The sequence below is a fragment of the Salinicoccus carnicancri Crm genome, assembly GCF_000330705.1.
In the GTDB taxonomy this organism is placed as follows: Bacteria; Bacillota; Bacilli; order Staphylococcales; family Salinicoccaceae; genus Salinicoccus; species Salinicoccus carnicancri.
The window spans coordinates 481,475-502,653 of the sequence record NZ_ANAM01000008.1; the positions used below are offsets into that span (position 1 = coordinate 481,475).

The window sequence follows — 21,179 nt, forward strand, 5'->3', positions numbered from 1 at the left end:
ATCACTGCCTCAACTTCTCAATGAATTCATTCTCGTCCCAGACTGCAACACCCAGTGACTGTGCCTTCTCAAGCTTGCTTCCGGCCTCTGCTCCCGCCACCACTACATCCGTATTGCCTGAAACGCTGCCGGTAACTTTGCCACCGGCATCTTCAATCATCTCTTTTGCTTCCGTGCGTGCCAGCTCTTCAAGCCTGCCTGTCAGGACGAAAGTCATTCCGGAAAATTCAGAGCTTCCTGATTTGGGCTTATCTTCCGTCATGTTGACGCCCGAGCCCGCGAGCTTGTCGATGAGAGCTGCAAAATCGGGATTCTCGGTATATGTCACAATCGAGCTGGCAATCTTCTCACCGATCTCAGGTATTTCCATGAACCGCTCTGCCGGCTGCTTCATGATGTTCTCCATGGAACCGAATTCCCCGGCAATGAGTTCCGACGCTTTCGCCCCCAAAAACCTGATTCCGAGACCGACGAGAAGTTTTCTGAGCGGGTTTTCTTTGGAAGTTTCTATCGCTGCAAGCAGATTGCTGACTTTCTTATCACCCATACGTTCGAGTGGAATAAGGTCATCATACGCCAGCGTGTAAATATCACCGATATCACGGACGAGCCCTGCATCGAACAGCTGACGGATCACTTTTTCACCCAGCCCGTCAATATTCATCGCGCCTCTTGAGACAAAGTGGATCATCCCTTCGACCAGCTGCGCCGGACATTGCGGGTTGATGCAGCGTATCGCGACTTCATCTTCAAGCTTGACGGTTTCATGACCGCACCCCGGACATTCAGTCGGTGCTTCGTAAACTTCCTGATCGGTACGCTCGTCAAGTATTGGGCGGACCACTTCCGGTATGATATCGCCGGCCTTCCTGATCACGACCTTGTCATTGATCCGGATATCTTTCTGCTCAATCATTTCATGGTTATGGAGGGATGCCCTTGCGACAGTCGTCCCGGCCACCTTAACCGGTGTCAGAATCGCCGTCGGGGTGATGACTCCTGTCCGTCCGACTGTGAGTTCAATGTCTAATATGTCAGTGACCACTTCCTCGGCCGGAAATTTATATGCTATTGCCCAGCGGGGCGATTTCGCTGTGAACCCCATCTGATCCTGTTTGCTGATTTCATTCACTTTGACGACGATGCCGTCAATATCATAATCGAGTCCATTGCGGTGGTTTGTCCAATATTCTATGTACTCGATCACCGCTTCAATATCATCCACGAGCCTGCGCTCATGGTTCGTTTTGAAGCCTTCCTGATCAAGCCTGTCCATCGCTTCACTCTGGGATGCCGCTTCGAGTTCAGTCAGATTGTTGACACTGTACAGGAAGATGGACAGGTTCCTCCTGGCTGCAAGCTTCGGGTCCAGCTGTCTAAGCGACCCCGCCGCTGCGTTTCTCGGGTTCTGGAACAACCCCTCTCCCCTGTCCTCCTTTTCCGCATTCAGCCTTTCAAAAGAAGCTTTGGGCATATAGGCTTCGCCACGGACTTCGAAAGACAGAGGGCTCTTTATCTCAAGTGGGATCGCCTTGATCGTCCTGAGATTCGATGTGATATTCTCACCGACTGTACCATCCCCGCGCGTCGTCCCCTGGACGAAACGGCCCGCTTCATATTTCAGTGAGACAGCGAGGCCGTCGATCTTAAGCTCGCACATATAGTCCACTTCGCCAACCATGTCGCGCACCCTTTTATCGAACGCCCGGAGTTCCTCAGAGTTGAATGCATTGGAGAGACTGAGCATCGGCGTGTCGTGCGCCACTTTCTCAAAGCGGCTCATGACCTCTCCGCCGACCCTCACAGTCGGGGAAGTATCCGTCTTTGATGCCGGATACTGCTCTTCCAGGGCAATCAGTTCATGCAGCAGCCGGTCATATTCACTGTCGGGGACGGAGGGATCATCGAGTACATGATATTCGTAGTTATAACGGTTCAGTCTGTCCTGGAGCTTCTTGATTTTCTCTTCCATAAAATTTACCTACTCCTTCTTTGTCAGCGGTGCAAAGTTTGCAAGCAGCCTTTTGACGCCGACAGTCGTGAATATTATGTCGAGTTCCTGGCTGTCCCCTTCTCCCTTTATGCCGGAGATGATGCCTTCGCCGAATTTCCTGTGCTCGACCTTATCACCCACTGTGAAGCTCGTACCGCTATTGTTGGTGATGACACGGCTCCTTTTCTTCGGTCCGCGCCTGTTCATCTGGAAGCTCCCCGATGCAATCGGCTGCGGTGCCTCATCCTGACCTCCCAGGACAAGCTCTTCCGGTATTTCAGAGAGGAAGCGGCTGCGCATATTCGACTCCGTCTTGCCGTAGATCATGCGGCTGTCCGCACGTGACAGGAACAGCATGTCCTCAGCACGTGTCAATGCCACATACATCAGGCGGCGTTCCTCTTCAAGCTCCTTGTCATCGAACATCACTCTCCTCGACGGGAATATTCCCTCCTCGAGCCCGACGATGAATATGACTTTGAACTCAAGACCTTTTGAGGCATGCATCGTCATCAGAGTCACTCCGCTGTCCTCCTCGACGCCGTCCTGGTCCGATACCAGGGCCATGTCGCTCAGGAACGTGAATAAAAGTTCATCGGACACTTCATTCTCCTTGTCGAATTCACGGGTCACCGTCCTGAACTCCTCCAGGTTTTCGATGCGGCTGCGTGACTCAAGCGAGTTCTCCTTCTCCAGCAGGTCAAGGTAGCCGGTATCCGCCAGTACTTCATCCACGAGTTCTGTGACGGACATGTACTTAGACTTCTGCTTAAGGTTATCCAGCATATCGTTCAGATTCATGAGCTTGACGACGGCGTTCCTGGATATGCCGATGAAATCGGACTCCCCGATTGCCTCGTATATGCTCGCTCCCGTGTGACGGCCGTGCTCTTTCAGCTTGTCCACCGTCTTCGGCCCGATGCCGCGTTTCGGCACATTGATTATCCGTTCAAATGAGATGTCGTCATTCGGGTTCTGGATGACTTTCAAATAGCTCATGAGGTCCTTTATCTCCATGCGGTCGTAGAATTTCATGCCGCCGACCATCTTGTATGGAATATTGGATTTCACAAGCGCATCCTCAATCGCACGGGACTGTGCGTTGGTCCGGTACAGGACGGCCATGTCATTGTAGGAATACTTTGATGAGAGGTCGAGGACATTCCTTACGACTTCCTGGCCTTCCCCGCGTTCCGAATCAGAGACGATGCTCGTAAGCTTCGGCCCACCATCCCGGTCGGTGCGGAGGGCCTTGGGCTTGCGTTCGGTATTGTTGCCGATGACGGCGTTTGCCGCATCCAGGATGTTTCTGCTGGAGCGGTAGTTCTGTTCGAGCTTGATCACCGCCGATTCCGGATAGTCATCCTCGAAGTTCAGTATGTTCGTGATATCCGCCCCGCGGAATTTATAGATGGACTGGTCGGAGTCACCGACCACGCATATGTTGCGGTATTTTTCAGCAAGCATCCTGACCAGCTGGTACTGGGCATGGTTGGTATCCTGATACTCGTCCACATGGATGTACTGGAAAAGGTTCTGGTAGCGTTCAAGAACTTTTTTCTCCTTTTCGAACAGCTCGATGGTCAGCATGATCAGGTCATCAAAATCGAGTGCGCTGTTGCGGTAGAGGATCTGCTGGTAATCATGATAGATTTCACTGTAGAGTGCATCCAGGTAGCCTTCCGCCTCTTCGGCGCTCTGTTTGGGCCTGATCAGGGAATTCTTCTTATCGGAGATGAAACCGATGATGCTTCTCGGATTATGCTGTTTGACGTCCAGATTGCGCCGCTTCAGTATATCCTTCACTACAGAACGCTGGTCTGTCGGATCGAGGATGGAGAAGCTGTTTTCATATCCGAGGTAGTTGATGTTGCTGCGCAGTATGCGCACGCACATCGCGTGGAATGTGGAGACCCATATGTCAGCAGCACCGTCACGGATGAGTGCAGACACACGGTCCCGCATCTCGCGGGCCGCCTTGTTGGTGAAAGTGATGGCCAGTATGTTCCGTGCCGGCACCTCCTTCTCCTCCATCAGATATGCGACACGGTGCGTGAGTACACGTGTCTTCCCGCTCCCTGCACCCGCCATTATGAGCAGAGGGCCTTCGGTCGTCCGGATGGCCCGTTTCTGTTCTTCGTTCATTAAACTTAAGTCCATTTTAAAAACCCCAATTTACTTGATAATTGTTCTGAGTGCCTTTTTCGTACTGTCATAGATTACATTGCCGACCACTATCGTATCGGCATACTGCGCCATCTCCCGGGCTTCACCCGGACCGCCGATGCCTCCGCCGTAGATGACATGGGATTGCGAGGCATTGTCCCGCACCATCCGCATGACCTCCGGGTCTCCGTATGTACCACTGTATTCTATGTAGATATAGGATGTCTGGTAGAGCTTGTCCAACATGTTAATGTAATGCGGCACCATTTCATGTGTCACGCGTTCTGCATCCGATTTTTCAAATGCCTTGCATTCTTCGTTCATGATGATGTACGGCAGCAGCGACATTTCACTGTAGTCGATCAGGTGGCTGTATTCGGCCAGCGCCTGAAGCATCAGGCCGTGCTGCCATCTGATGTCTTTCGTATTGAAAACGGCGGGTATGAAGTAATGATCGAACCCCGGTACGACAGCCTCCGTCGAGGTCACTTCCAGCGCCACGGGCACGGAGAATCTCCTCACGCGGGCCATCAGGTTCAGCACATTGTCTTCCGTGATGCCGTCCGTGCCGCCGACGATGATTGCATCAGTCTCCGATTCGCAGATTTTTGCGAGTGCCTCGTCAGTAATATCCTTCGCAGGATCCAATTTGAATACATGTCTACATTCCTTCAGCATATAGAAAACTCCCATTAAATTTCATAAGGATATTATATCATTTTTAAGCCTTCACTGTTTTATATTATGTGTGAAAACGATGGATTTTGCGAACAAAAAACGCGGCTCGATGAGCCGCGTCAAAGTATTCAATCAATCCCCAGATATTCTTCAAGTGTGAGGCCGCTTTCATAGATGGCCTCCGCCTCGTCCCCGACATATCTCAGATGCCACGGCTCGTACTGATAGCCTGTAATCTCTTCTTTACCTTCCAGGTACCTTATGATGAAGCCGTACTCGTGTGCGGCATCCTTCATCCATTCATATTCAGGTGTATCGCCGAATTTTACGCTGAGGGTCGTGGCACTGTCTTCTGATCCCACGTCAATGGCAAGGCCTGTCTGATGTTCGGAATGACCCGGTCTCGCACTGTACTTATCAGCTGCCTCACGTCCGTCCCGCGCAACATAGTCATTGTACAGGCCGGCCTGGTAATCATACGTTCTGAAGTCGCTGACCAAAGTAAAATCAAGGCCGCGCTCCGCACCGTCGGCAAACATCTCGGTGTAAGCATCGATCACTTCCTGCTGGAGCCCCGGGTTGTAGTCCGGCGGCAGCGGGATTTCCTTGTTGACTACCAGTATGCCGTCGACATATGTGACACCGTCTGCAACTTCGATGTCAGGCAGTGCATTGAGGCTGCCGATATCCGCCGGCTCATACTGTCTTTCAAATGTTCCATGGGAGGCAGTCTGCGCTTCATCCAGCGTAATGCTGCATGCCGACATAAGGAGCGCCGCTGACACAATCATCCCTGTTAACAGCTTGCTACTCATACAATTTCCCTTTCTGCACCGGCACCGCCATATGTTTATTCGAGTCCGGCACGCTTGAATATGATATCCACACGCTTCAGGTGATGGTTTCCATCAAAGCAGCTTTCAATCTCCTGCGGTGTCAGAAGCTCTCTCACCCGCTCGTCCTTTTCGATGAGCTCCCTGAAAGGCACCTTCGTCTCCCATGATTCCATCGCTTTCGGCTGCACAAGGTCGTACGCCTCTTCACGCACAAGCCCTTTGTCTATGAGTGTCAGCATGACCCGCTGTGAATACACGAGACCGAATGTCTTATCTATGTTGGCCTTCATGTTATCTTCGAACACCGTCAGGTTTTCGATGATGTTTGCGAACCGGTTGAGCATATAATCCAATGCGATAGTGACGTCCGGAAGCATGATACGCTCGGCAGATGAGTGTGAAATGTCGCGCTCGTGCCAGAGCGGCACGTTTTCATATGCTGTGGTAATGTAGCCGCGGATGACACGGGAGAGCCCTGTGACATTTTCACTGCCGATCGGATTCCGTTTATGCGGCATGGCACTGGAACCTTTCTGGCCCTTGCCGAACGCCTCCTCCACTTCCCGCGTTTCTGTCTTCTGAAGGCCGCGCACTTCGACCGCAAATTTTTCGACCGATGTCGCAATCAGCCCGAGAGTGGCGATGTAATAGGCATGCCGGTCGCGCTGCAGCGTCTGTGTGGAGACTTCCGCAGCACTGAGCCCCAGATGTTCACATACATACTCCTCCACTTCCGGCGGGATGTTTGCGAACGTACCGACCGCGCCGCTCATCTTGCCGACCTCGATTTCTTTCCTGACATTTCTGAAACGTTCAAGGTTGCGCTTCATCTCCATGTACCAGAGCGCCATCTTGATGCCGAATGTCGTCGGCTCCGCATGGACGCCGTGTGTGCGTCCCATCATCAGTGTCGTCTTATGCTCCCTCGCCTTTAAAGCAAGCACATCGATGAAACGCTCAAGACCACGTTCGATGATCTCATTCGCCTGTCTGATGATGTAACTCTGCGCCGTATCCACAACGTCAGTCGAAGTGAGGCCGTAATGCACCCACTTCTTCTCTTCGCCCAGTGTCTCCGACACCTGGCGTGTGAAAGCGACGACATCATGGCGGGTTTCCGCTTCTATCTCCTTGATGCGATCGACATCGATTTCAGCATTCTTCCTGATCAGTCTCACCTCATCCGCCGGTATAAAACCGAGCTCCGCCCACGCTTCCGATGCCAGAATCTCCACTTCAAGCCATGCTCTGAATCTGTTCTCTTCTGTCCAAATATTTGACATTTCCTCACGGGAATAACGGGAAATCATGCATACACGCTCCTTCATTATCAGTTCGGTATCATTATAACAAACATCAATAAAAACGAACATTGAAATTATAATTAATTTCAATGTTCGCAAATAAGTGCGCCTATTCTTCTGTCAGCTTTCCTTCAAATATTATCTCCTGATAGTCAACGGCCTTTTCGCCGGCTTTTTCTGTGAATACGGGCCGCTCAGTGCGCCGCACAGGGGCGTAGCCTTCGGCACGCATACGCGCCAGACAGTCCTCCAGGCTTTCCCCGCCTGTGACTTTAAATTTTTTCTTCTTTGGCTTCTCCGGCATCTTCCCGTTCCTTTTCTTCATAGATTTCCTCCAGCACCTCTTCCACGTTTTCCGGTTCATAGTTCTTCAGACGGCGGCGTCTGACGCCCTTCGTCCAGAATCCGCCGTTGATATTCTTCGGTTCGTGGGTGATGATGAACGCCTTCTCATCCAGTTCCTTGATGGTTGCGATGAGTTTGCGCTCATATTTCCTCGGGGTCAGGATCTGCATAGTGGTCCGTTCCCCGTCCCGTCCGTACTGATAGCCGTGTGTGACACCGTATCCCAGGTCTCTGATGTTCGTCGGCAGGTCGCGGTCTTTCTCGGCGGTTATCACATTGACGACGAGATAGCCGAGCGCCAGCCTCTCTTCGATTTTAAGTCCCACCAGGATACCCGCCCCGAAACCGAGTGCATAGGCCAGGACATTTTGGAACTGGTCCAGGTTCTCAAGCACAAGCCCCAGTCCGATGACGTAGACGAATGTTTCCATGATACTGAAAGTTGCTGCTGTATAACGGTACCCTTTGAGTGTTGCAATGGTGCGCATCGTCAGAAAGCTTACATATATGATATTGATGACGAATATGACAAGCACCATCAGCCAGGGGTTTGTGGAAATGGCTGTTATCATGCTAAATTCCCTCTCTGATTACAATTTATGAAATTTTATTTCTTTTCCGCTTCATATTTCGGTAAATTATGCCTGTGGTACGGCAGGTTACGTTTATGCCGGGATTTCCTGTACCATTTTATGATTGTTTCATAGTCTTCATCGGATACATCCCCGCCCTCAAGGAAGTCGTCAATCGCTTTGTAGGTGACCCCCAGTGCCTCCTCATCACTGATCATCGGCTTGTCATCCTCAAGGTCTGCCGTCGGCACTTTGCTGAGCAGATTCTCCGGCGCACCAAGATACTCCATCAGCAGCCTGCCCTGGCGTTTGTTGAGTCCGAACAGCGGCACCAAATCGCTCGCCCCGTCCCCGTATTTCGTATAGAAGCCCGTGATGGCCTCTGCGGGGTGATCGGTCCCGAGCACAATGCCGTTCCGGCTTGCCGCAACCGCATACTGTACCTTCATGCGTTCACGTGCCTTTTCATTCCCTTCGACGAAATCGCTCATTTCATATCCTGCCGACTCCAACGATTTGACACTCGCATCGACACTCGGCCTGATATCGATGGTTGCTGCATATGACGGGCTGATGAACTCCATTGCATCAAGCGCATCCGCCTCATCATTCTGCCTGCCGTAGGGCAGACGGAGAGCATGCAGTGCATAGCCGCCGCCCGATTCCTGATTCAGTTCATCGACGGCCATCTGCACCATCTTCCCGAGCAGGGTTGAATCCTGGCCGCCCGAGATGCCGAGTACGAACGATTTTATGAATGGGTTGTGTTTCACATATGTCTTCATGAAATCGATGATTTCCCTGATTTCCGTTTCCGGATCTATTTCGGGCTTCACATGAAATTCATCAATTATTTCCCGCTGCAATGGTCTCATGACATAATCACTCCAATGATTTATTACTTGCTTCTTCGATAAGATCCTGTTTGATCTGCCACAGTTCAGTGGACAGGTCCACCGGATATGCCTCCGGGTTCAGGAACCTCTTATATTCTTCCCAGAGGATGGAGAGGTTGCTCTCAAGACGCTGCTTTATGTCCGCTATCTCTTCCCTTTCATACACGAGCTCCCCGTCCCTGAAGATATCCTTCAGGAGCTCCACCTTCTCGAATGAACGGATCAGCTTCCGCTTCATCGTATGGACGGGATGGAACATGAGCAGCGCCGCATCCTCATTCACCTCTTCACCGGCGTGGGTGATGTATTCCCCTTCTGACATGCCTGTATACTTATTTATGATGCGGTACACATCCTTTTTGCCCGGGGTCGTGACTTTTTCCGGGTTTCCGGAAATCTTGATGCGGTTCTCGAGCGCCCCCGATTCATTTTCCACGGCAACCAGCTTATAGACCGCACCGAGCGCCGGCTGGTCATACGCTGTAATCAGTTTCGTGCCGATGCCCCAGCTGTCCACCTTTGCCCCCTGGGACAGCAATGACACGATCGTCACTTCATCGAGGTCATTGGAAACGACAACCTTCGCATCAGGGAACCCGGCTTCATCCAGCATCTTGCGCGCCTCCTTGGACAGATAGGCGATATCGCCGGAGTCAAGCCGTATGCCGAGGAAGTTGATCCGGTCGCCGTATTCCCTGGCAACCCTGATTGCGTTCGGCACCCCCGACCTCAGCGTGTCGAAGGTATCCACAAGGAACACACAGTCCCTGTGCGTCTCGGCGTAGGCCTTGAACGCATCATAGTCATCGCCGTATGCCTGGACCATCGCGTGGGCATGGGTACCGCTTGCGTTAAGACCGAACAGTTTCGCCGCCCGCACGTTGCTGGTCCCGTCGAAACCGCCGATGATGGCAGCGCGTGCGCCCCACAGTGCTGCATCGAATTCATGTGCCCGCCTTGTGCCGAATTCCATCAGCATGTCGTCCGGCACAAGCTGGCGGATCCGGCTCGCCTTCGTCGCAATCAGCGTCTGGAAGTTGACAATGTTGAGCAGCGCCGTTTCAATCAGCTGCGCTTCAATGATTGGCGCTTCGATCTGCACGAGCGGCATGTTGGCGAATACGAGCTCACCCTCCTCCACCGCACGTACATTCCCCGTGAACCGCAAGTCCCGCAGATATTCGAGGAAACTATCCCCGTACCCGAGACTTTTGAGATATTCAATATCCGACTCTGTAAAGCGGAGGTTTTCCAAAAAATGGATGATGCGTTCCAGGCCGGCAAATACGGCGTAGCCATTGCCGAAAGGCACCTCCCTGAAATAAAGGTCGAACACCGCAGTACGGTCCGCCAGACCCTGCTCCAGATATGTCTGGCTCATGTTGATCTGGTACAGATCCGTGTGGAGCATAAAGCTGTCGTCTTCAAATTTATACATCCTTGCCAATCCCTCCATGTATGCTGTAAATCAGTTATAATTATTTATAATCAGTTTAACACAAGAATATACTGTACCATTACTATAATCGTCTGGAGGCATAACATGAAATCAGAGAGCTTCAGGGCACGCTTCATCATCCTGTCCGTCATCGTCTGCATATCCGGGTTCTCCCAGGGTATGCTGCTCCCCCTCATATCATTCATTTTCGAAAACCGGCAGGTCAATGCCACCATCAACGGGCTCCATGCATCGGGCCTCTATATAGGTGTACTCCTGTCGGCATTGTTCATCGAAGCGCCGCTCCGAAAATACGGTTTCCGTCCGATGATCATCACAGGCGGCGCCATCGTGGGCCTGTCACTACTCGCATTTCCGCTGCTCGATTCGATATGGCTGTGGTTCATACTGCGCCTCATCGTCGGCATCGGGGACAACGCACTGCATTTCAGCACGCAGACATGGCTTACCACAAGCACACCGCAGCACAAACTCGGCAAAGTCATCGCCTTTTACGGCCTGTTCTTCTCGGCCGGCTTCATGATCGGACCAAAAGTGAGCGAACTCGTAACAATATGGGAGCCGCTGCCGTTCCTGGCCTCAGGGGTGCTGACGATGATGGCATGGCCACTGATTTTCCTGCTGAAAGGGGCGGAGGATGCCAAACCGGAAGACACCGGCGTACAGGCCAGCCTGTTCAATACACTCAAAAACTTCAGGGATGTGCTGAAAACGAGCTGGGTGGCATTTTTATTCCCCATGCTCTACGGGGTACTCGAGGCCTCCCTCAACAGCAACTTCCCCGTGTTTGCCATCCGGCATGATTTCGAGCTGTCGGAAATCACATGGATCCTGCCGGCCTTCAGCCTCGGTGCCATACTGCTCCAGGTGCCGATCGGCGGGCTCGGTGACAGGGTCGGACGGGGGAAGCTCATCAACATACTGCTCGCCCTCGGGGTGGCCGTGTTCCTCATGATGGAGATGTTCAGCGGGTCATTCATCATGCTGCTCCTCTCCTTCACACTGGCGGGCATCTTCGTCGGCTCCATGTACTCACTCGGCATCAGCTATATGACCGACATCACACCGAAAACAAACCTGCCGGCAGGCAATCTGATGGCCGGCATCATGTTCAGCATCGGCAGCATCTCCGGTCCGGTGGTGGGCGGCGCAATCATCGGTACGACCGGCGGTGCACACTACTTCACATTCTTTGCATGCCTCATCCTGGTGCTGGTCGTCATGAATATTTTTTTCATGCAGAAAAGAAAAGCTGCCGTTCGATAGAATTCTGCACCGTTTAATGGAATAATGAACGTAACAGACCAATCGGAAAAAGGGGGCATCAATATGTCAGAAGCATTGCTCGTCATCGATTATTCCTACGATTTCGCCGCACCGGAGGGAAAACTCACCGCCGGGGAACCCGCTCTCGAAATCGAAGAGGCACTTGTGGATAAGATTGGTGAATTCCATGAAGCCGCACGCCCGGTGTTCTTCATGATGGACATCCACCAGGAAGGGGACGAACACCATCCTGAAACAGAGCTTTTTCCGCCGCACAACATCGCCGGTACCAAGGGGCGTGAACTGTTCGGCAGGGTGAAGGAGATCTATGAAGAGATCGAATCTGCGCCAAATGTATTTTTCATAGATAAGACCCGGTACAGCGCTTTTGCCGGCACCAATCTCGGGCAGCTGCTCGCGGAAAGGGGAATCGATTCACTTACCCTTACCGGTCTCGTCACAGACATCTGCATACTGCACACCGCAGTGGATGCATATAATAATGGATACCGGATCACAGTGCCTGCATCGTGCGTGGGTTCATTCAACCCCGAGGGGCACACGTTTGCGCTGGAACACTTCAAAAATTCACTCGGAGCGACAGTTGAACGATAGAAGAATGAGTGGCTGAGTGATAAAATGGGAATAGTAATAACATATCAAAGGAGACATTAAATATGAGTGCAGTTAAAATTTTTGGACATCAGAATCCGGACACGGACACGATCACATCCGCGATTGTTGCAGCAGACATCGAAAGCCGTCTGGGTCACGACGCAAAAGCGTTCCGTCTCGGTGAAATCAATGCGGAGACGCAATATGCGCTTGAACACTTCGGCATCGCATCACCGGAGGCGCTCGGGACACTCGACGCGGGCGAGCGGGTCATCCTGGTCGACCATAATGAGTTCCAGCAGTCTGCGGACAATGTCGAAAAAACGGAGATCCTGAAAGTGTTCGACCACCACCGCATCGCAAACTTCCACACAGAATCCCCGCTCTACTACCGTGCGGAGCCTGTGGGATGCACAGCGACAATCCTCAACAAGGTCTATAAGGAAAACGGGCTTGAAATCACAAAGGAAATGGCGGGGCTGATGGTTTCTGCAATCATCTCGGATACACTGCTGTTCAAATCACCGACAACGACTGAAGAGGATATCGATGCAGCGTCGGAACTGAAGGAGATTGCTGGCGTCGACCTCGAAGCGTACGGAATCGACATGCTCAAGGCGGGGGCATCCACCAGGGACAAGTCCGCCGGGGAACTGATTACAGGAGATGCGAAATCCTTCGACATGGGTACCAAGACGACGCGCATCGCCCAGATCAATGTCGTGGATGTGGATGAAGTCTTTGAACGGCGAGAAGAAATCGAAGCGGCGATCAACCGCCAGATTGAGGCGGAAGGCTACGACCTGTTCGTACTCGTTGTGACTGATATCCTTAAATCCGATTCCAAAGTACTGTCACTCGGCAAGGAATCCGGTGCTGTCGAGAAAGCATTCGATGTCGCCCTTGATGACAACACTGCAGTATTGGAGGGAGTCGTCTCCCGCAAGAAACAGGTTGTGCCGAACATCACCAAAGCTTTGTCATAGAAAGGAGCAGGTTTCATGCTTAAGAAGGAAGACGGAAAACTTTTTCTCGAGGAAGAGCACAACATCATCGCCGAACTCATCTACGAAGAGCATGACGACTACTATGATGTGACCAGCACGTTTACAGATCCCGAATACCGCAACAGAGGTCTTGCCAAAGATCTCGTCGATGAGATTGTCGAGATGGCACGCGACAATGACAAGAAGATCCAGCCGACATGCCCGTATGTGGCGGCAGCCATCAAAGACGATTCCTACGATGACGTCAAAATAAAATAGATCATTAAAAACGCCCCGCAAAAGCGGGGCGTTTTTAATGGAAAGCAATTCCAAAAAAAATAATAGTTGAAAGAATGAAAAAATGGTATGACTGAATAGTATCATTAATTTTCTGAAAAATCAATATAATAAAGCATCTTTTTCTAACTGAATATTTTACTTATTACACTTTCCCTGCCTTCTTCCAGATACTGTTTGGAACATTCATCCTCCACCGTATATCCGAGCTCCTCTGTGGCCCTTGAATAGGACACTTCATCAATATAGTTGGTGAGCTCCGCCTGGTCAAAGCAGGAGGGATGAACAATTTCCTGGAGCGTATTGTCTATGATGACCCGTTCCGAGCCACTCGTCCTGTCAGCAAGCGGCAGAACAAGCAGCAGAACCGCCGTGAGGATGAACATGATGATCACTGTACTTTTTTTCATCTTACAGGAATCCGACGAAGACGCCTTCCGGTGCCTCCGCTTCGCTTTCACGGCGGGTGAGCGTGCCGTCTTCATTCACATCAAACAGAACGAGGTTATGGGACCGCTCGTGGGCGCAGATGAGATATTTTCCGTCCGGTGTAATGTTGAAGTCACGCGGCCACTCACCATGGGTCGGTTCAATCTGGATCCTCTCAAGTTTCCTGCCGCTATCGTCCACTTTGAATACCGCTATGCTGTTGTGTCCCCTGTTCGACACATACAGAAACTTCCTGTTCGGATGCCTGCGGATTGCCGCCCCCTGTGAATGGCCGTCAAAATCCTCGGGCAGGGCTGAATAAACATCCTCCGGCGTGAAGATGCCGTCTTCATAGGATGCGCCGATCACTTCATTGGACAGTTCGGTGAATATGAACGCATAGTCCCCCGCTTCGTTGAACACAAGATGGCGCGGACCGCTGCCCGGTGCTACACTGCACTCCGCCACCTGCTCCAATTTCCCTTCGGCGATTTTCAGCGTGACCAGCTTATCGGCACCGAGATCCACTGCCGCAAGATACTGCCTGTCCGGGGTCTCCGTTACAAAATGGGTATGCGGGCCGTCCTGGCGTTCGTGGGGACCGTCCCCTTCTATCTGGAAGACATCCAGCCGGTCGGTCACAACACCTCTGTCATCCACTTCGTAAAGGCGGACCTCCCCGGACCCATAGACGGTGTCCACCAGATGGTTCTGATCCGACGTCAGCATCAGATGGCACCCCGACCCGCCTTCTTCCAGGCAGTCGTCGATGAACCTGAGTCCGCCCGTTTCAAGATCGGCGATTTCGTACGTTGCCACGCCGCCTTTCGTCTTTCCTTTTTTGATCGCATAGACGCGGTCATTCTGAATGTCCAGGTAAGTCGCATTCGGTGTTTGTGCCGCGACTTCGACAGATTTAAATTCCCCTTTTTCAGAATCCAGCTCATACCGGTATATCCCCTGGCCGTTCTCTTTGGTGTAGCTTCCTATATATCCGATCATTTATACTTCCTCCTAATTCCACTTTCTAATAATCTTAGCATACACATCCCCATTCCCTAAATGAACAGATTCATAACTGCCCGTTGAAAAATAGAACATATGTTCGTATAATAGGGGCAAAGTTTATGAAAGAAGAGGCGATGCAGATGGATTATCGGGATATACCCACGGAAAAACTGGACTCCAATATTCCACAGGGCAGAGGGATGATCAAATGGGCTCCTTTTGCCACGATGCCTGAACAATTCGAAACCGTCGAACGGTTGGTCGGAGACCAGACAAAGATCAGCCGCCCGGAACTCTCCGATGACCGGCTGGAGGAGATGGACCGCATACTGAAAAGAGCGCGGCAGGATAAACGGCGGATAAAAGTCGAATACTACTATGACGGCAGGCGTTTTTACATCACGATAGACATTATGACGATAGACACATGGAGCATGATGCTGATCGGACAGAATGCAGACAGTCCGGCAGACGGCATGGTTTTCATCTCCTTCATGGACATACTCGATATAGTGATGCTGTAAAAAAATGCGAATTCAAAAAAGCCGGGGGAGAGCCCCCGGCAGGTCCACGCCGGTCAGTCCTCGAGGAACAGCACCGGCTCTTTTTGGAAATCTGTCGCCATCATCAGATGATAGGCGAGCACGGTCGTAGTGATTGCGCCCACACCACCCGGCACAGGGGTGATATATGATGTCTTGTCCTTGACCGCTTCGTAGTCCACATCACCGACCATCCTCCCTTCCTCGGTGAAGTTGATGCCGACATCGATGACGACTGCGCCCTTTTTGACATGCGCGTCGCCGATCAGGTTTCTGGCACCGGCTGCGCTGATGATCACATCCGCGTTCCTGCATTTGTCGACAAGATCATCGGTATAGAGGTTGCAGGTGGTCACCGTTGCTTCCTTGTTAATCAATGACAGGGTAAGCGGTTTTCCGACAACCGCGCTCGCGCCGACCACTGTGACATTCCTGCCCTTGAGGCCGATTTCATAAAATTTCAGGATTTCCATGACCGCAGCGGGAGTGCATGGTTCAAGCCGGTCCGGCTCTCCCGTCAACACCTTCCCCATATTGATCGGGGTCATGCCGTCGATGTCCTTGATCGGATTCATCAGCTCCACGACCCGCTTCATGTCGATATGCTTCGGCACCGGCTGCAGCAGCAGGATACCATTGACCGAGTAGTCCTCATTGATCTCCCTGAATTTCGTCAGGAATGCCTTCGCGGAAACATCCCCCGCAAAGTGATACTGCTCCGTCTCTATGCCGAGCTTTTCAAAACGTTTCACTGCCGCATTTTCATAGGAGACCGCATCCGTCAGCTCGCCGATCCTGACAAAGGCCACCTTCGGATTGATCCCGTGCTTACGGGATTCCGCGAGTGCATCCGCGATCTCTCCGGAAAGATAGGCAGCAACTTTCTTACCTTCCATAATCGTCGTCATTAGCAAGTTCTCCTCCATGGTTTTTTATGAGATCAAACGTACTCCTTCCTTTCAATCATAGCAGAATAAACACGGGAACTTCCACTAATCATATATGTGCATAAAAAAGACCGCCTGTAACCAGGCGGCCGGAAAGCGACACTTACTTCGTTTCACGGTGAAGTGTGTAGCTGTTTGATCTAGGGCAGTATTTTTTCATTTCAATACGCTCAGGATTGTTTTTTTTGTTTTTAGTCGTAATGTAGTTACGATCTCCACAGTCAGTGCAAGCCAAAGTTACATTTACTCTCATCAGTTCCGCCTCCTTTGCTATACGTGTTTCTAGTTCGATTTGCGGTGATGGATCTGCAAAATTGGAACAATATTAATATTATACCATGTCAGACAGCACTCTGAAAGTACTGCCGGGCTACTTTTCAACTGGCCAGTTGATCATCCCCCATGTGGGATGAAACGATTGCTGTACAATATCAGCCAGATCCCCGTATTCATTAAACCGCCTTAACCATTTTAAGCGTTCCTGGTGTTTTTTTCAATACTTTTATAAAAATAACGATTCTCCCTTGTGCAATCGTAACCGTTACGATATAATTTTAAATCGTAATCATTCCGCTATGCCAAATAAAAGGAGCATACATACATGAAAAAATTGATGACAGCCATATATACGACTCTGCTGGTACTCACACTTGCCGCCTGCGGAAACGGCGGGGACGGTGGCGGTGAAAATGAGGCATTCCAGATCTATACCACCGTCTTCCCCCTGAAAAGTTTCGCCGAACAGATCGGCGGAGATACGGTTGATGTCGAAACCATCTATCCGAACGGCGTCGACGTCCACTCCTATGAACCTACACAAAAAGAGATGATCGGCTTCGCCGGCGGGGACCTGTTCCTCTACACTACCGATGAATTCGACCCCGTCGCTGAAAAGATCAAAAATGCAGTCGGAGACCACAGCAAATTCTACGCCGCGGGTGCCGGCATTTCAGAAGACGATTTCATAGCAATGCATGAAGGGCATGACCACGGAGAAGAAGGGCATGACCACGATGAGGAGGAACACGAACATGGCTCGGAAGATCCTCACATATGGCTCGATCCGATCTTTTCCCTTCAGATGGCCGAGTCCGTAAAGGACAGGCTGGTGGAGATGAATCCGGAGCAGGAAGCGCTCTATACTGAAAACTTCGAGACTCTCGCGGATGATATCAAAGACATCGATGCAGAATTCAAGTCCATAACAAAAGCGCCTGTGCGCGACACCATATACATTTCACACGAATCCCTCGGTTATCTCGCAGGCCGGTACCATTTCAACCAGGTCGGAATCACCGGTATGAACAATCAGGAACCTTCCCAGCAGGAACTCGTCGAAATCATAGAAAACGTCGAAGCACATGAGGCTCCCTATATACTTTATGAACAGAACCTCACTTCCAAGATTGCCGACACCATAAGGCGGGAAACAAATACCGAACCGCTGGAATTCCACAATCTCTCCGTCCTGACCGACAGAGATCCAAACGATGCGACCTATCAGTCGCTCATGCGTGAAAATGTCCGGGTGATCGACAGAGCGTTGAATGAATAGGCCCGGATTAGCAGAGCGCCCCTTCGGGGGCGTTTTTTGGTGAAGGTGTCATTACCGTTATCCACGGGACGATGAGATGCAAGAACCTGCCGGTGCACCGTGCTTATTGTCGATCCAGTTTCGAAGATAAGAGAACAGCTCCGCTTATCATTGATTTTATTTCGATGATAAGAGGTCCCCGGCTCTTATTATCGATCCAGTTTCGAAGATAAGAGAACAGCTCCGCTTATCATTGATTTTATTTCGATGATAAGAGGTCCCCGGCTCTTATTGTCGATCCGGTTTCGAAAATAAGAGAACAGCTCCGCTTATCATTGATTTTATTTCGATGATAAGAGGTCCCACGGCTCTTATTATCGATCTCCGATCGAAGACAAGCCGGCCGTTTCTCTTATTATCGACCGGCAATCCATGATAAGAGCCCTGCCTCTCTTGTCTTTAATTCCATTCCGATAATGCCCCGACCTCACATTATCGAAACCAAGCCGTTAAGGCGCCCCCCCTCACATCAACGAATCGGGAATAATGAGGTGAGCCGGCCAGAACAAAACGGGGCACCCTGAGTGTCCCGCTTCACAAAACAGTCTATTCACCTTCCGTGTTGGTTTCCCGTTTCAGATTCTCCGTGAACTCCTTGATTTCATCCACATCTTTTTTCAGGAAGAATGCCAGAACGGCAATTCCCGCTGCTGCCACGACGAGCAGCACAATGAACAACTTAAAAAGAAATACAAATAATGATCTGATGAATTCCATAACTGCCTCCAATACCCTTTTGATATCATTTACCCAATACCGGAAAAATAAATCGGAAAAATGAAATAAGCCCTTGAAATTAATCTGAAAATTCTGTATTATGAAGTTAGTTAATTAACATTAACTACAACCTATTCCATTTTCTTAATAAAAATTTCTCCTATTTTTCCTGCACTCACCCGGTGCAGGTTTTTCTATGTCTGCGCGGATCAATTATCCTTTGACCACTTTAACATAGACGGTTCTCCTCCGCGGGCCATCAAACTCTGCGAAGTATGTGCTCTGCCATGTGCCATAGATCACTTCGCCATTTTCCACAATCAGCGTCTCACTCGCGCCCACGAGCGATGATTTCATATGGGAGTCTGAATTACCTTCGGCGTGCCGGTACGCCTCTTTGTTGTCGAAAGTGTCATTCATTCCGTGGACCAGGTCCCGCACGACATCCGGATCTGCATTCTCATTGATTGTGATGCCAGCAGTGGTATCAGATGATCACAAATACAGTCAATATAAAACACTAAAAAAGAGGAGCAAATGTCTCTACAGCTTTGCCCCCTCCACTTATCTACAACATATTCAATATCCCCTAATGACTTGTAGCCTCTGCCTGACTAGCCCAGTTGATATATTATGCTTGTCAGCTATCTCCTCAGTAGAAAAACCTGCAGTAGCATCTGCTAAGATTTCCCTGCTTGTAACACCTATATTAGTCTTACCTGACAACCCTATCTGTTTGAGTCTGCTGTAAATTGAGTCCCTACTACACTTGTAATAGATACAGATTTCTCTAGTGCTCATTCCTGACTCCTTAAGATCTTTTAACTCCTGCAGATCAATATCTAGTACTTTCTTAGGTCTCTTATCAGTCTCATCCTCCTCAGTAATGCCCTTTAACTCTTTAGCCTCCTCATTAAACTCATCTTGCAACTCTTTATGTAATGCCTGCTCCTCAGCAGTAAGATCAGCTACATCTGTAAGCTCCTCAGCTACATCAGTATTATCACTGTCTAACAATGTATTAACTCTATTATATGCAGTTCTGCAGACCTTAGCTATATCTGTCTTGCTGTAGCCTTTGTTAAACATATCATTAACTAGATCATACTGCTCCTCAGTCTCTAAATGCCTAAAATCATTTATCAGTTCTTTCTGCTCCCAGTGATTGAATAAGTAGGATGGTAAAAGATAGTTTCTATTAGTGAAGTATTTAACCCCAGTCACTTCTCCATCTACAATAATAGGCTGTGGGTAAAGCCTGCAGATCTTATTATCTTTGTTGATACCTATTTTCTGTGGTCTCTTAATAATGTTAAAAACCTGATCCAGTTGCTGATCTAACTGCTCCTGCTTGTGCTCATTATATTCTCTCTTAATTATCCTCATACACTTTTTAAATGCCTTTTGATCAGTAATTTCATAATCTTTAGAAATGAATCTCCCCACAAGCTCAATAGTCCATGTTTTCTTTATTAACAATTTCATCAAATATCTATCTGCAATCTTGGTATAGGTGCTATTGGTCAACTTTTGTTTTTCTCCCTTTTTCCTCATAGGTAACTCTCCCTTTCCCTTTGTCTTTTATGTTATCTCCCTACAGCTCTCTACTGTGTTTATAAGTTCTCCCTGTGCTCTGCCTTTGTCATGAACTCATTGAATATATTGGGTCTGATCTGCCCTGTAATAATGCCATTGATCAATAAAGGAGGTAGCTCCTCATACTCTGCACATATTTCTTTAAAGTCAGTACCTACAAAATAGAAACTGTACAAAATCTCTTTAACAGTGTAATCAGTCATTAACATTCATAACCATCCCTTTAGATAATAGAAAAAACAGAGGTACTAATGCCCCTGCCTTTTATGTGAAATCTATATAAACAGCGATATGTCAAAGTTTAGATAAATACTTTATGATCCCTTAAAATCTGCTGATCAAATATTTCTTTTAGATGAGGGTACAGCCCTCTCTTGCCTAAGTGATAAGATTTGTACCTAGGCTCTCCCTGTTTTACAATCTTGTAATCAAGCAAGATATTGTTACAGTAGCCAAATGCTTGATTTATTGTAGTAGCATGATCCTTTAAATATTTACTGTCCTCTACTACTGTTGAGATTGAAACAGTTTTAGTAACTGCCTGCTCAGTTTCATTAAATACTTTTGTAGCCTCTTTATGCTTTTCAAATACTTTTGTAACTACATCCTCTATCTGCTTAATGCCTTTTGCTTTAAGTGTCTTACTCAACTCCTCAGCAAGTTTAAGATCTTGCTTAAGCTCCTCCTGATTCTTTGTGAGTTCCTTTAGAGCATCCATGCTTGTTACATCTGCCTTATTAGCCTCTACAGCCTCAATCTGTTCTGTAAGTGTTTCTAGCTCCTTATTATGCTCATCATTAATCTGTTCTACCTTTTCAATTACATTGTTTACCTCAGCTTTTACCTCTTTTAGGTCTTCTACTTTCTCATCTAATGCTACCTTAGCCATTTCTACACTTGTTACTTTCTCCATTTAGTCATTTCTCCTTTTAT

At 49.5% G+C, this 21,179-nt stretch carries 23 protein-coding genes and 1 pseudogene; 6 read left to right on the plus strand and 18 right to left on the minus strand.

All coding sequences use genetic code 11. The annotated features are described in order from the left end of the window. Position 1: 1 nt before the first annotated feature. The 9 genes from ligA to C792_RS0110235 form a co-directional block, all read right to left on the minus strand. Positions 2-1,972: an NAD-dependent DNA ligase LigA gene (gene ligA, locus C792_RS0110195; RefSeq protein ID WP_017549344.1), complete on the minus strand. Its 1,971-nt coding sequence runs from the start codon at positions 1,970-1,972 to the stop codon at positions 2-4. A 9-nt stretch (positions 1,973-1,981) separates the two neighbouring features. Further along, positions 1,982-4,153 carry a DNA helicase PcrA gene (gene pcrA, locus C792_RS0110200; protein WP_040608805.1) on the minus strand — a complete coding sequence of 724 codons (2,172 nt, stop codon included), beginning with the start codon at positions 4,151-4,153 and terminating at the stop codon, positions 1,982-1,984. Positions 4,154-4,168: 15 nt separating this feature from the next. After that, on the minus strand, positions 4,169-4,837 hold the full coding sequence (gene pcrB / locus C792_RS0110205) for a heptaprenylglyceryl phosphate synthase (RefSeq protein WP_017549346.1): 669 nt from the start codon (positions 4,835-4,837) through the stop codon (positions 4,169-4,171). Between the two features lie 128 nt (positions 4,838-4,965). Then, positions 4,966-5,652 carry a M15 family metallopeptidase gene (locus tag C792_RS0110210; RefSeq protein WP_017549347.1) on the minus strand — a complete coding sequence of 229 codons (687 nt, stop codon included), beginning with the start codon at positions 5,650-5,652 and terminating at the stop codon, positions 4,966-4,968. 35 nt (positions 5,653-5,687) lie between these two features. Then, the gene (gene purB, locus C792_RS0110215) at positions 5,688-6,983 is read right to left on the minus strand and encodes an adenylosuccinate lyase (protein ID WP_017549348.1); all 1,296 of its coding nucleotides are present in this window, start codon (positions 6,981-6,983) and stop codon (positions 5,688-5,690) included. Between the two features lie 103 nt (positions 6,984-7,086). Beyond that, the gene (locus C792_RS0110220) at positions 7,087-7,281 is read right to left on the minus strand and encodes an NETI motif-containing protein (protein ID WP_017549349.1); all 195 of its coding nucleotides are present in this window, start codon (positions 7,279-7,281) and stop codon (positions 7,087-7,089) included. Continuing rightward, complete coding sequence (locus C792_RS14465; protein WP_017549350.1) at positions 7,250-7,894, minus strand: DUF2179 domain-containing protein; 645 nt, start codon at positions 7,892-7,894, stop codon at positions 7,250-7,252. The genes C792_RS0110220 and C792_RS14465 overlap by 32 nt, the downstream gene beginning before the upstream one ends. 35 nt (positions 7,895-7,929) lie before the next feature. Then, positions 7,930-8,769 (minus strand): ammonia-dependent NAD(+) synthetase, encoded by an 840-nt coding sequence (gene nadE, locus C792_RS0110230; RefSeq protein WP_017549351.1) that lies wholly within the window; start codon positions 8,767-8,769, stop codon positions 7,930-7,932. Positions 8,770-8,776: 7 nt separating this feature from the next. Further along, a complete protein-coding gene (locus C792_RS0110235; protein ID WP_017549352.1) occupies positions 8,777-10,228 on the minus strand; it encodes a nicotinate phosphoribosyltransferase in 1,452 nt (483 codons plus the stop codon). Positions 10,229-10,333: 105 nt separating this feature from the next. Here C792_RS0110235 and C792_RS0110240 point away from each other — a divergent pair, with 105 nt between their 5' ends. The 4 genes from C792_RS0110240 to C792_RS0110255 all read left to right on the plus strand — a co-directional run bounded on the left by C792_RS0110240 (position 10,334) and on the right by C792_RS0110255 (position 13,395). Continuing rightward, positions 10,334-11,515 (plus strand): MFS transporter, encoded by a 1,182-nt coding sequence (locus tag C792_RS0110240; RefSeq protein ID WP_017549353.1) that lies wholly within the window; start codon positions 10,334-10,336, stop codon positions 11,513-11,515. Positions 11,516-11,578: 63 nt separating this feature from the next. Then, on the plus strand, positions 11,579-12,130 hold the full coding sequence (locus tag C792_RS0110245) for a cysteine hydrolase family protein (RefSeq protein ID WP_017549354.1): 552 nt from the start codon (positions 11,579-11,581) through the stop codon (positions 12,128-12,130). Between the two features lie 62 nt (positions 12,131-12,192). Next, positions 12,193-13,116 (plus strand): manganese-dependent inorganic pyrophosphatase, encoded by a 924-nt coding sequence (locus tag C792_RS0110250; RefSeq protein ID WP_017549355.1) that lies wholly within the window; start codon positions 12,193-12,195, stop codon positions 13,114-13,116. A 15-nt stretch (positions 13,117-13,131) separates the two neighbouring features. Beyond that, on the plus strand, positions 13,132-13,395 hold the full coding sequence (locus tag C792_RS0110255) for a GNAT family N-acetyltransferase (RefSeq protein WP_017549356.1): 264 nt from the start codon (positions 13,132-13,134) through the stop codon (positions 13,393-13,395). Between the two features lie 143 nt (positions 13,396-13,538). Here C792_RS0110255 and C792_RS0110260 read toward each other — a convergent pair whose 3' ends face one another. Both C792_RS0110260 and C792_RS0110265 read right to left on the minus strand, forming a co-directional pair. Further along, complete coding sequence (locus C792_RS0110260; RefSeq protein ID WP_017549357.1) at positions 13,539-13,823, minus strand: hypothetical protein; 285 nt, start codon at positions 13,821-13,823, stop codon at positions 13,539-13,541. A 1-nt stretch (position 13,824) separates the two neighbouring features. Then, positions 13,825-14,844, minus strand: a complete 1,020-nt coding sequence (locus C792_RS0110265) for a lactonase family protein (RefSeq protein ID WP_017549358.1) — start codon at positions 14,842-14,844, stop codon at positions 13,825-13,827. A gap of 125 nt (positions 14,845-14,969) precedes the next feature. Between C792_RS0110265 and C792_RS0110270 the strand changes: the two genes are divergently transcribed. After that, a complete protein-coding gene (locus C792_RS0110270; RefSeq protein ID WP_017549359.1) occupies positions 14,970-15,374 on the plus strand; it encodes a YolD-like family protein in 405 nt (134 codons plus the stop codon). Between the two features lie 53 nt (positions 15,375-15,427). On the opposite strand, the gene C792_RS0110275 is transcribed toward C792_RS0110270, so the two are convergent. Both C792_RS0110275 and rpmG read right to left on the minus strand, forming a co-directional pair. After that, entirely contained in the window at positions 15,428-16,300 is an 873-nt protein-coding gene (locus C792_RS0110275; protein ID WP_017549360.1) for a bifunctional 5,10-methylenetetrahydrofolate dehydrogenase/5,10-methenyltetrahydrofolate cyclohydrolase, read from the minus strand. 142 nt (positions 16,301-16,442) lie between these two features. After that, complete coding sequence (gene rpmG / locus C792_RS14790; protein ID WP_046790732.1) at positions 16,443-16,592, minus strand: 50S ribosomal protein L33; 150 nt, start codon at positions 16,590-16,592, stop codon at positions 16,443-16,445. Positions 16,593-16,940: 348 nt separating this feature from the next. Here rpmG and C792_RS0110280 point away from each other — a divergent pair, with 348 nt between their 5' ends. Next, the gene (locus C792_RS0110280) at positions 16,941-17,894 is read left to right on the plus strand and encodes a metal ABC transporter solute-binding protein, Zn/Mn family (RefSeq protein WP_017549361.1); all 954 of its coding nucleotides are present in this window, start codon (positions 16,941-16,943) and stop codon (positions 17,892-17,894) included. A 585-nt stretch (positions 17,895-18,479) separates the two neighbouring features. On the opposite strand, the gene C792_RS14975 is transcribed toward C792_RS0110280, so the two are convergent. From C792_RS14975 to C792_RS0110305, 5 genes and pseudogenes are all read right to left on the minus strand, one after another. Continuing rightward, a complete protein-coding gene (locus tag C792_RS14975; RefSeq protein ID WP_017549362.1) occupies positions 18,480-18,650 on the minus strand; it encodes a hypothetical protein in 171 nt (56 codons plus the stop codon). 213 nt (positions 18,651-18,863) lie between these two features. Beyond that, positions 18,864-19,136 (minus strand): annotated as a pseudogene (locus tag C792_RS14470) (secondary thiamine-phosphate synthase enzyme YjbQ); the annotation flags it as partial. A 93-nt stretch (positions 19,137-19,229) separates the two neighbouring features. Further along, positions 19,230-20,204 (minus strand): helix-turn-helix domain-containing protein, encoded by a 975-nt coding sequence (locus C792_RS0110295; protein WP_017549364.1) that lies wholly within the window; start codon positions 20,202-20,204, stop codon positions 19,230-19,232. A gap of 59 nt (positions 20,205-20,263) precedes the next feature. Then, entirely contained in the window at positions 20,264-20,455 is a 192-nt protein-coding gene (locus tag C792_RS0110300; protein ID WP_017549365.1) for a hypothetical protein, read from the minus strand. A gap of 92 nt (positions 20,456-20,547) precedes the next feature. Next, positions 20,548-21,159, minus strand: a complete 612-nt coding sequence (locus tag C792_RS0110305) for a hypothetical protein (RefSeq protein WP_017549366.1) — start codon at positions 21,157-21,159, stop codon at positions 20,548-20,550. Positions 21,160-21,179 lie beyond the last annotated feature (20 nt).

Bases quoted from the DNA above. Each gene is read 5' to 3' on its own strand.
- C792_RS0110220 (WP_017549349.1), bottom strand. From the start codon at position 7,281: ATGCCGGAGAAGCCAAAGAAGAAAAAATTTAAAGTCACAGGCGGGGAA.
- C792_RS0110245 (WP_017549354.1), top strand. From the start codon at position 11,579: ATGTCAGAAGCATTGCTCGTCATCGATTATTCCTACGATTTCGCCGCA.
- purB (WP_017549348.1), bottom strand. From the start codon at position 6,983: ATGATTTCCCGTTATTCCCGTGAGGAAATGTCAAATATTTGGACAGAA.
- C792_RS0110280 (WP_017549361.1), top strand. From the start codon at position 16,941: ATGAAAAAATTGATGACAGCCATATATACGACTCTGCTGGTACTCACA.
- C792_RS0110210 (WP_017549347.1), bottom strand. From the start codon at position 5,652: ATGAGTAGCAAGCTGTTAACAGGGATGATTGTGTCAGCGGCGCTCCTT.
- pcrA (WP_040608805.1), bottom strand. From the start codon at position 4,153: ATGGACTTAAGTTTAATGAACGAAGAACAGAAACGGGCCATCCGGACG.
- C792_RS14465 (WP_017549350.1), bottom strand. From the start codon at position 7,894: ATGATAACAGCCATTTCCACAAACCCCTGGCTGATGGTGCTTGTCATA.
- nadE (WP_017549351.1), bottom strand. From the start codon at position 8,769: ATGAGACCATTGCAGCGGGAAATAATTGATGAATTTCATGTGAAGCCC.
- rpmG (WP_046790732.1), bottom strand. From the start codon at position 16,592: ATGAGAGTAAATGTAACTTTGGCTTGCACTGACTGTGGAGATCGTAAC.
- C792_RS0110240 (WP_017549353.1), top strand. From the start codon at position 10,334: ATGAAATCAGAGAGCTTCAGGGCACGCTTCATCATCCTGTCCGTCATC.
- C792_RS0110300 (WP_017549365.1), bottom strand. From the start codon at position 20,455: ATGTTAATGACTGATTACACTGTTAAAGAGATTTTGTACAGTTTCTAT.
- C792_RS0110275 (WP_017549360.1), bottom strand. From the start codon at position 16,300: ATGACGACGATTATGGAAGGTAAGAAAGTTGCTGCCTATCTTTCCGGA.
- C792_RS14975 (WP_017549362.1), bottom strand. From the start codon at position 18,650: ATGGAATTCATCAGATCATTATTTGTATTTCTTTTTAAGTTGTTCATT.
- pcrB (WP_017549346.1), bottom strand. From the start codon at position 4,837: ATGCTGAAGGAATGTAGACATGTATTCAAATTGGATCCTGCGAAGGAT.
- C792_RS0110270 (WP_017549359.1), top strand. From the start codon at position 14,970: ATGAAAGAAGAGGCGATGCAGATGGATTATCGGGATATACCCACGGAA.
- C792_RS0110255 (WP_017549356.1), top strand. From the start codon at position 13,132: ATGCTTAAGAAGGAAGACGGAAAACTTTTTCTCGAGGAAGAGCACAAC.
- C792_RS0110265 (WP_017549358.1), bottom strand. From the start codon at position 14,844: ATGATCGGATATATAGGAAGCTACACCAAAGAGAACGGCCAGGGGATA.
- C792_RS0110295 (WP_017549364.1), bottom strand. From the start codon at position 20,204: ATGAGGAAAAAGGGAGAAAAACAAAAGTTGACCAATAGCACCTATACC.
- C792_RS0110250 (WP_017549355.1), top strand. From the start codon at position 12,193: ATGAGTGCAGTTAAAATTTTTGGACATCAGAATCCGGACACGGACACG.
- C792_RS0110305 (WP_017549366.1), bottom strand. From the start codon at position 21,159: ATGGAGAAAGTAACAAGTGTAGAAATGGCTAAGGTAGCATTAGATGAG.
- C792_RS0110260 (WP_017549357.1), bottom strand. From the start codon at position 13,823: ATGAAAAAAAGTACAGTGATCATCATGTTCATCCTCACGGCGGTTCTG.
- ligA (WP_017549344.1), bottom strand. From the start codon at position 1,972: ATGGAAGAGAAAATCAAGAAGCTCCAGGACAGACTGAACCGTTATAAC.
- C792_RS0110235 (WP_017549352.1), bottom strand. From the start codon at position 10,228: ATGTATAAATTTGAAGACGACAGCTTTATGCTCCACACGGATCTGTAC.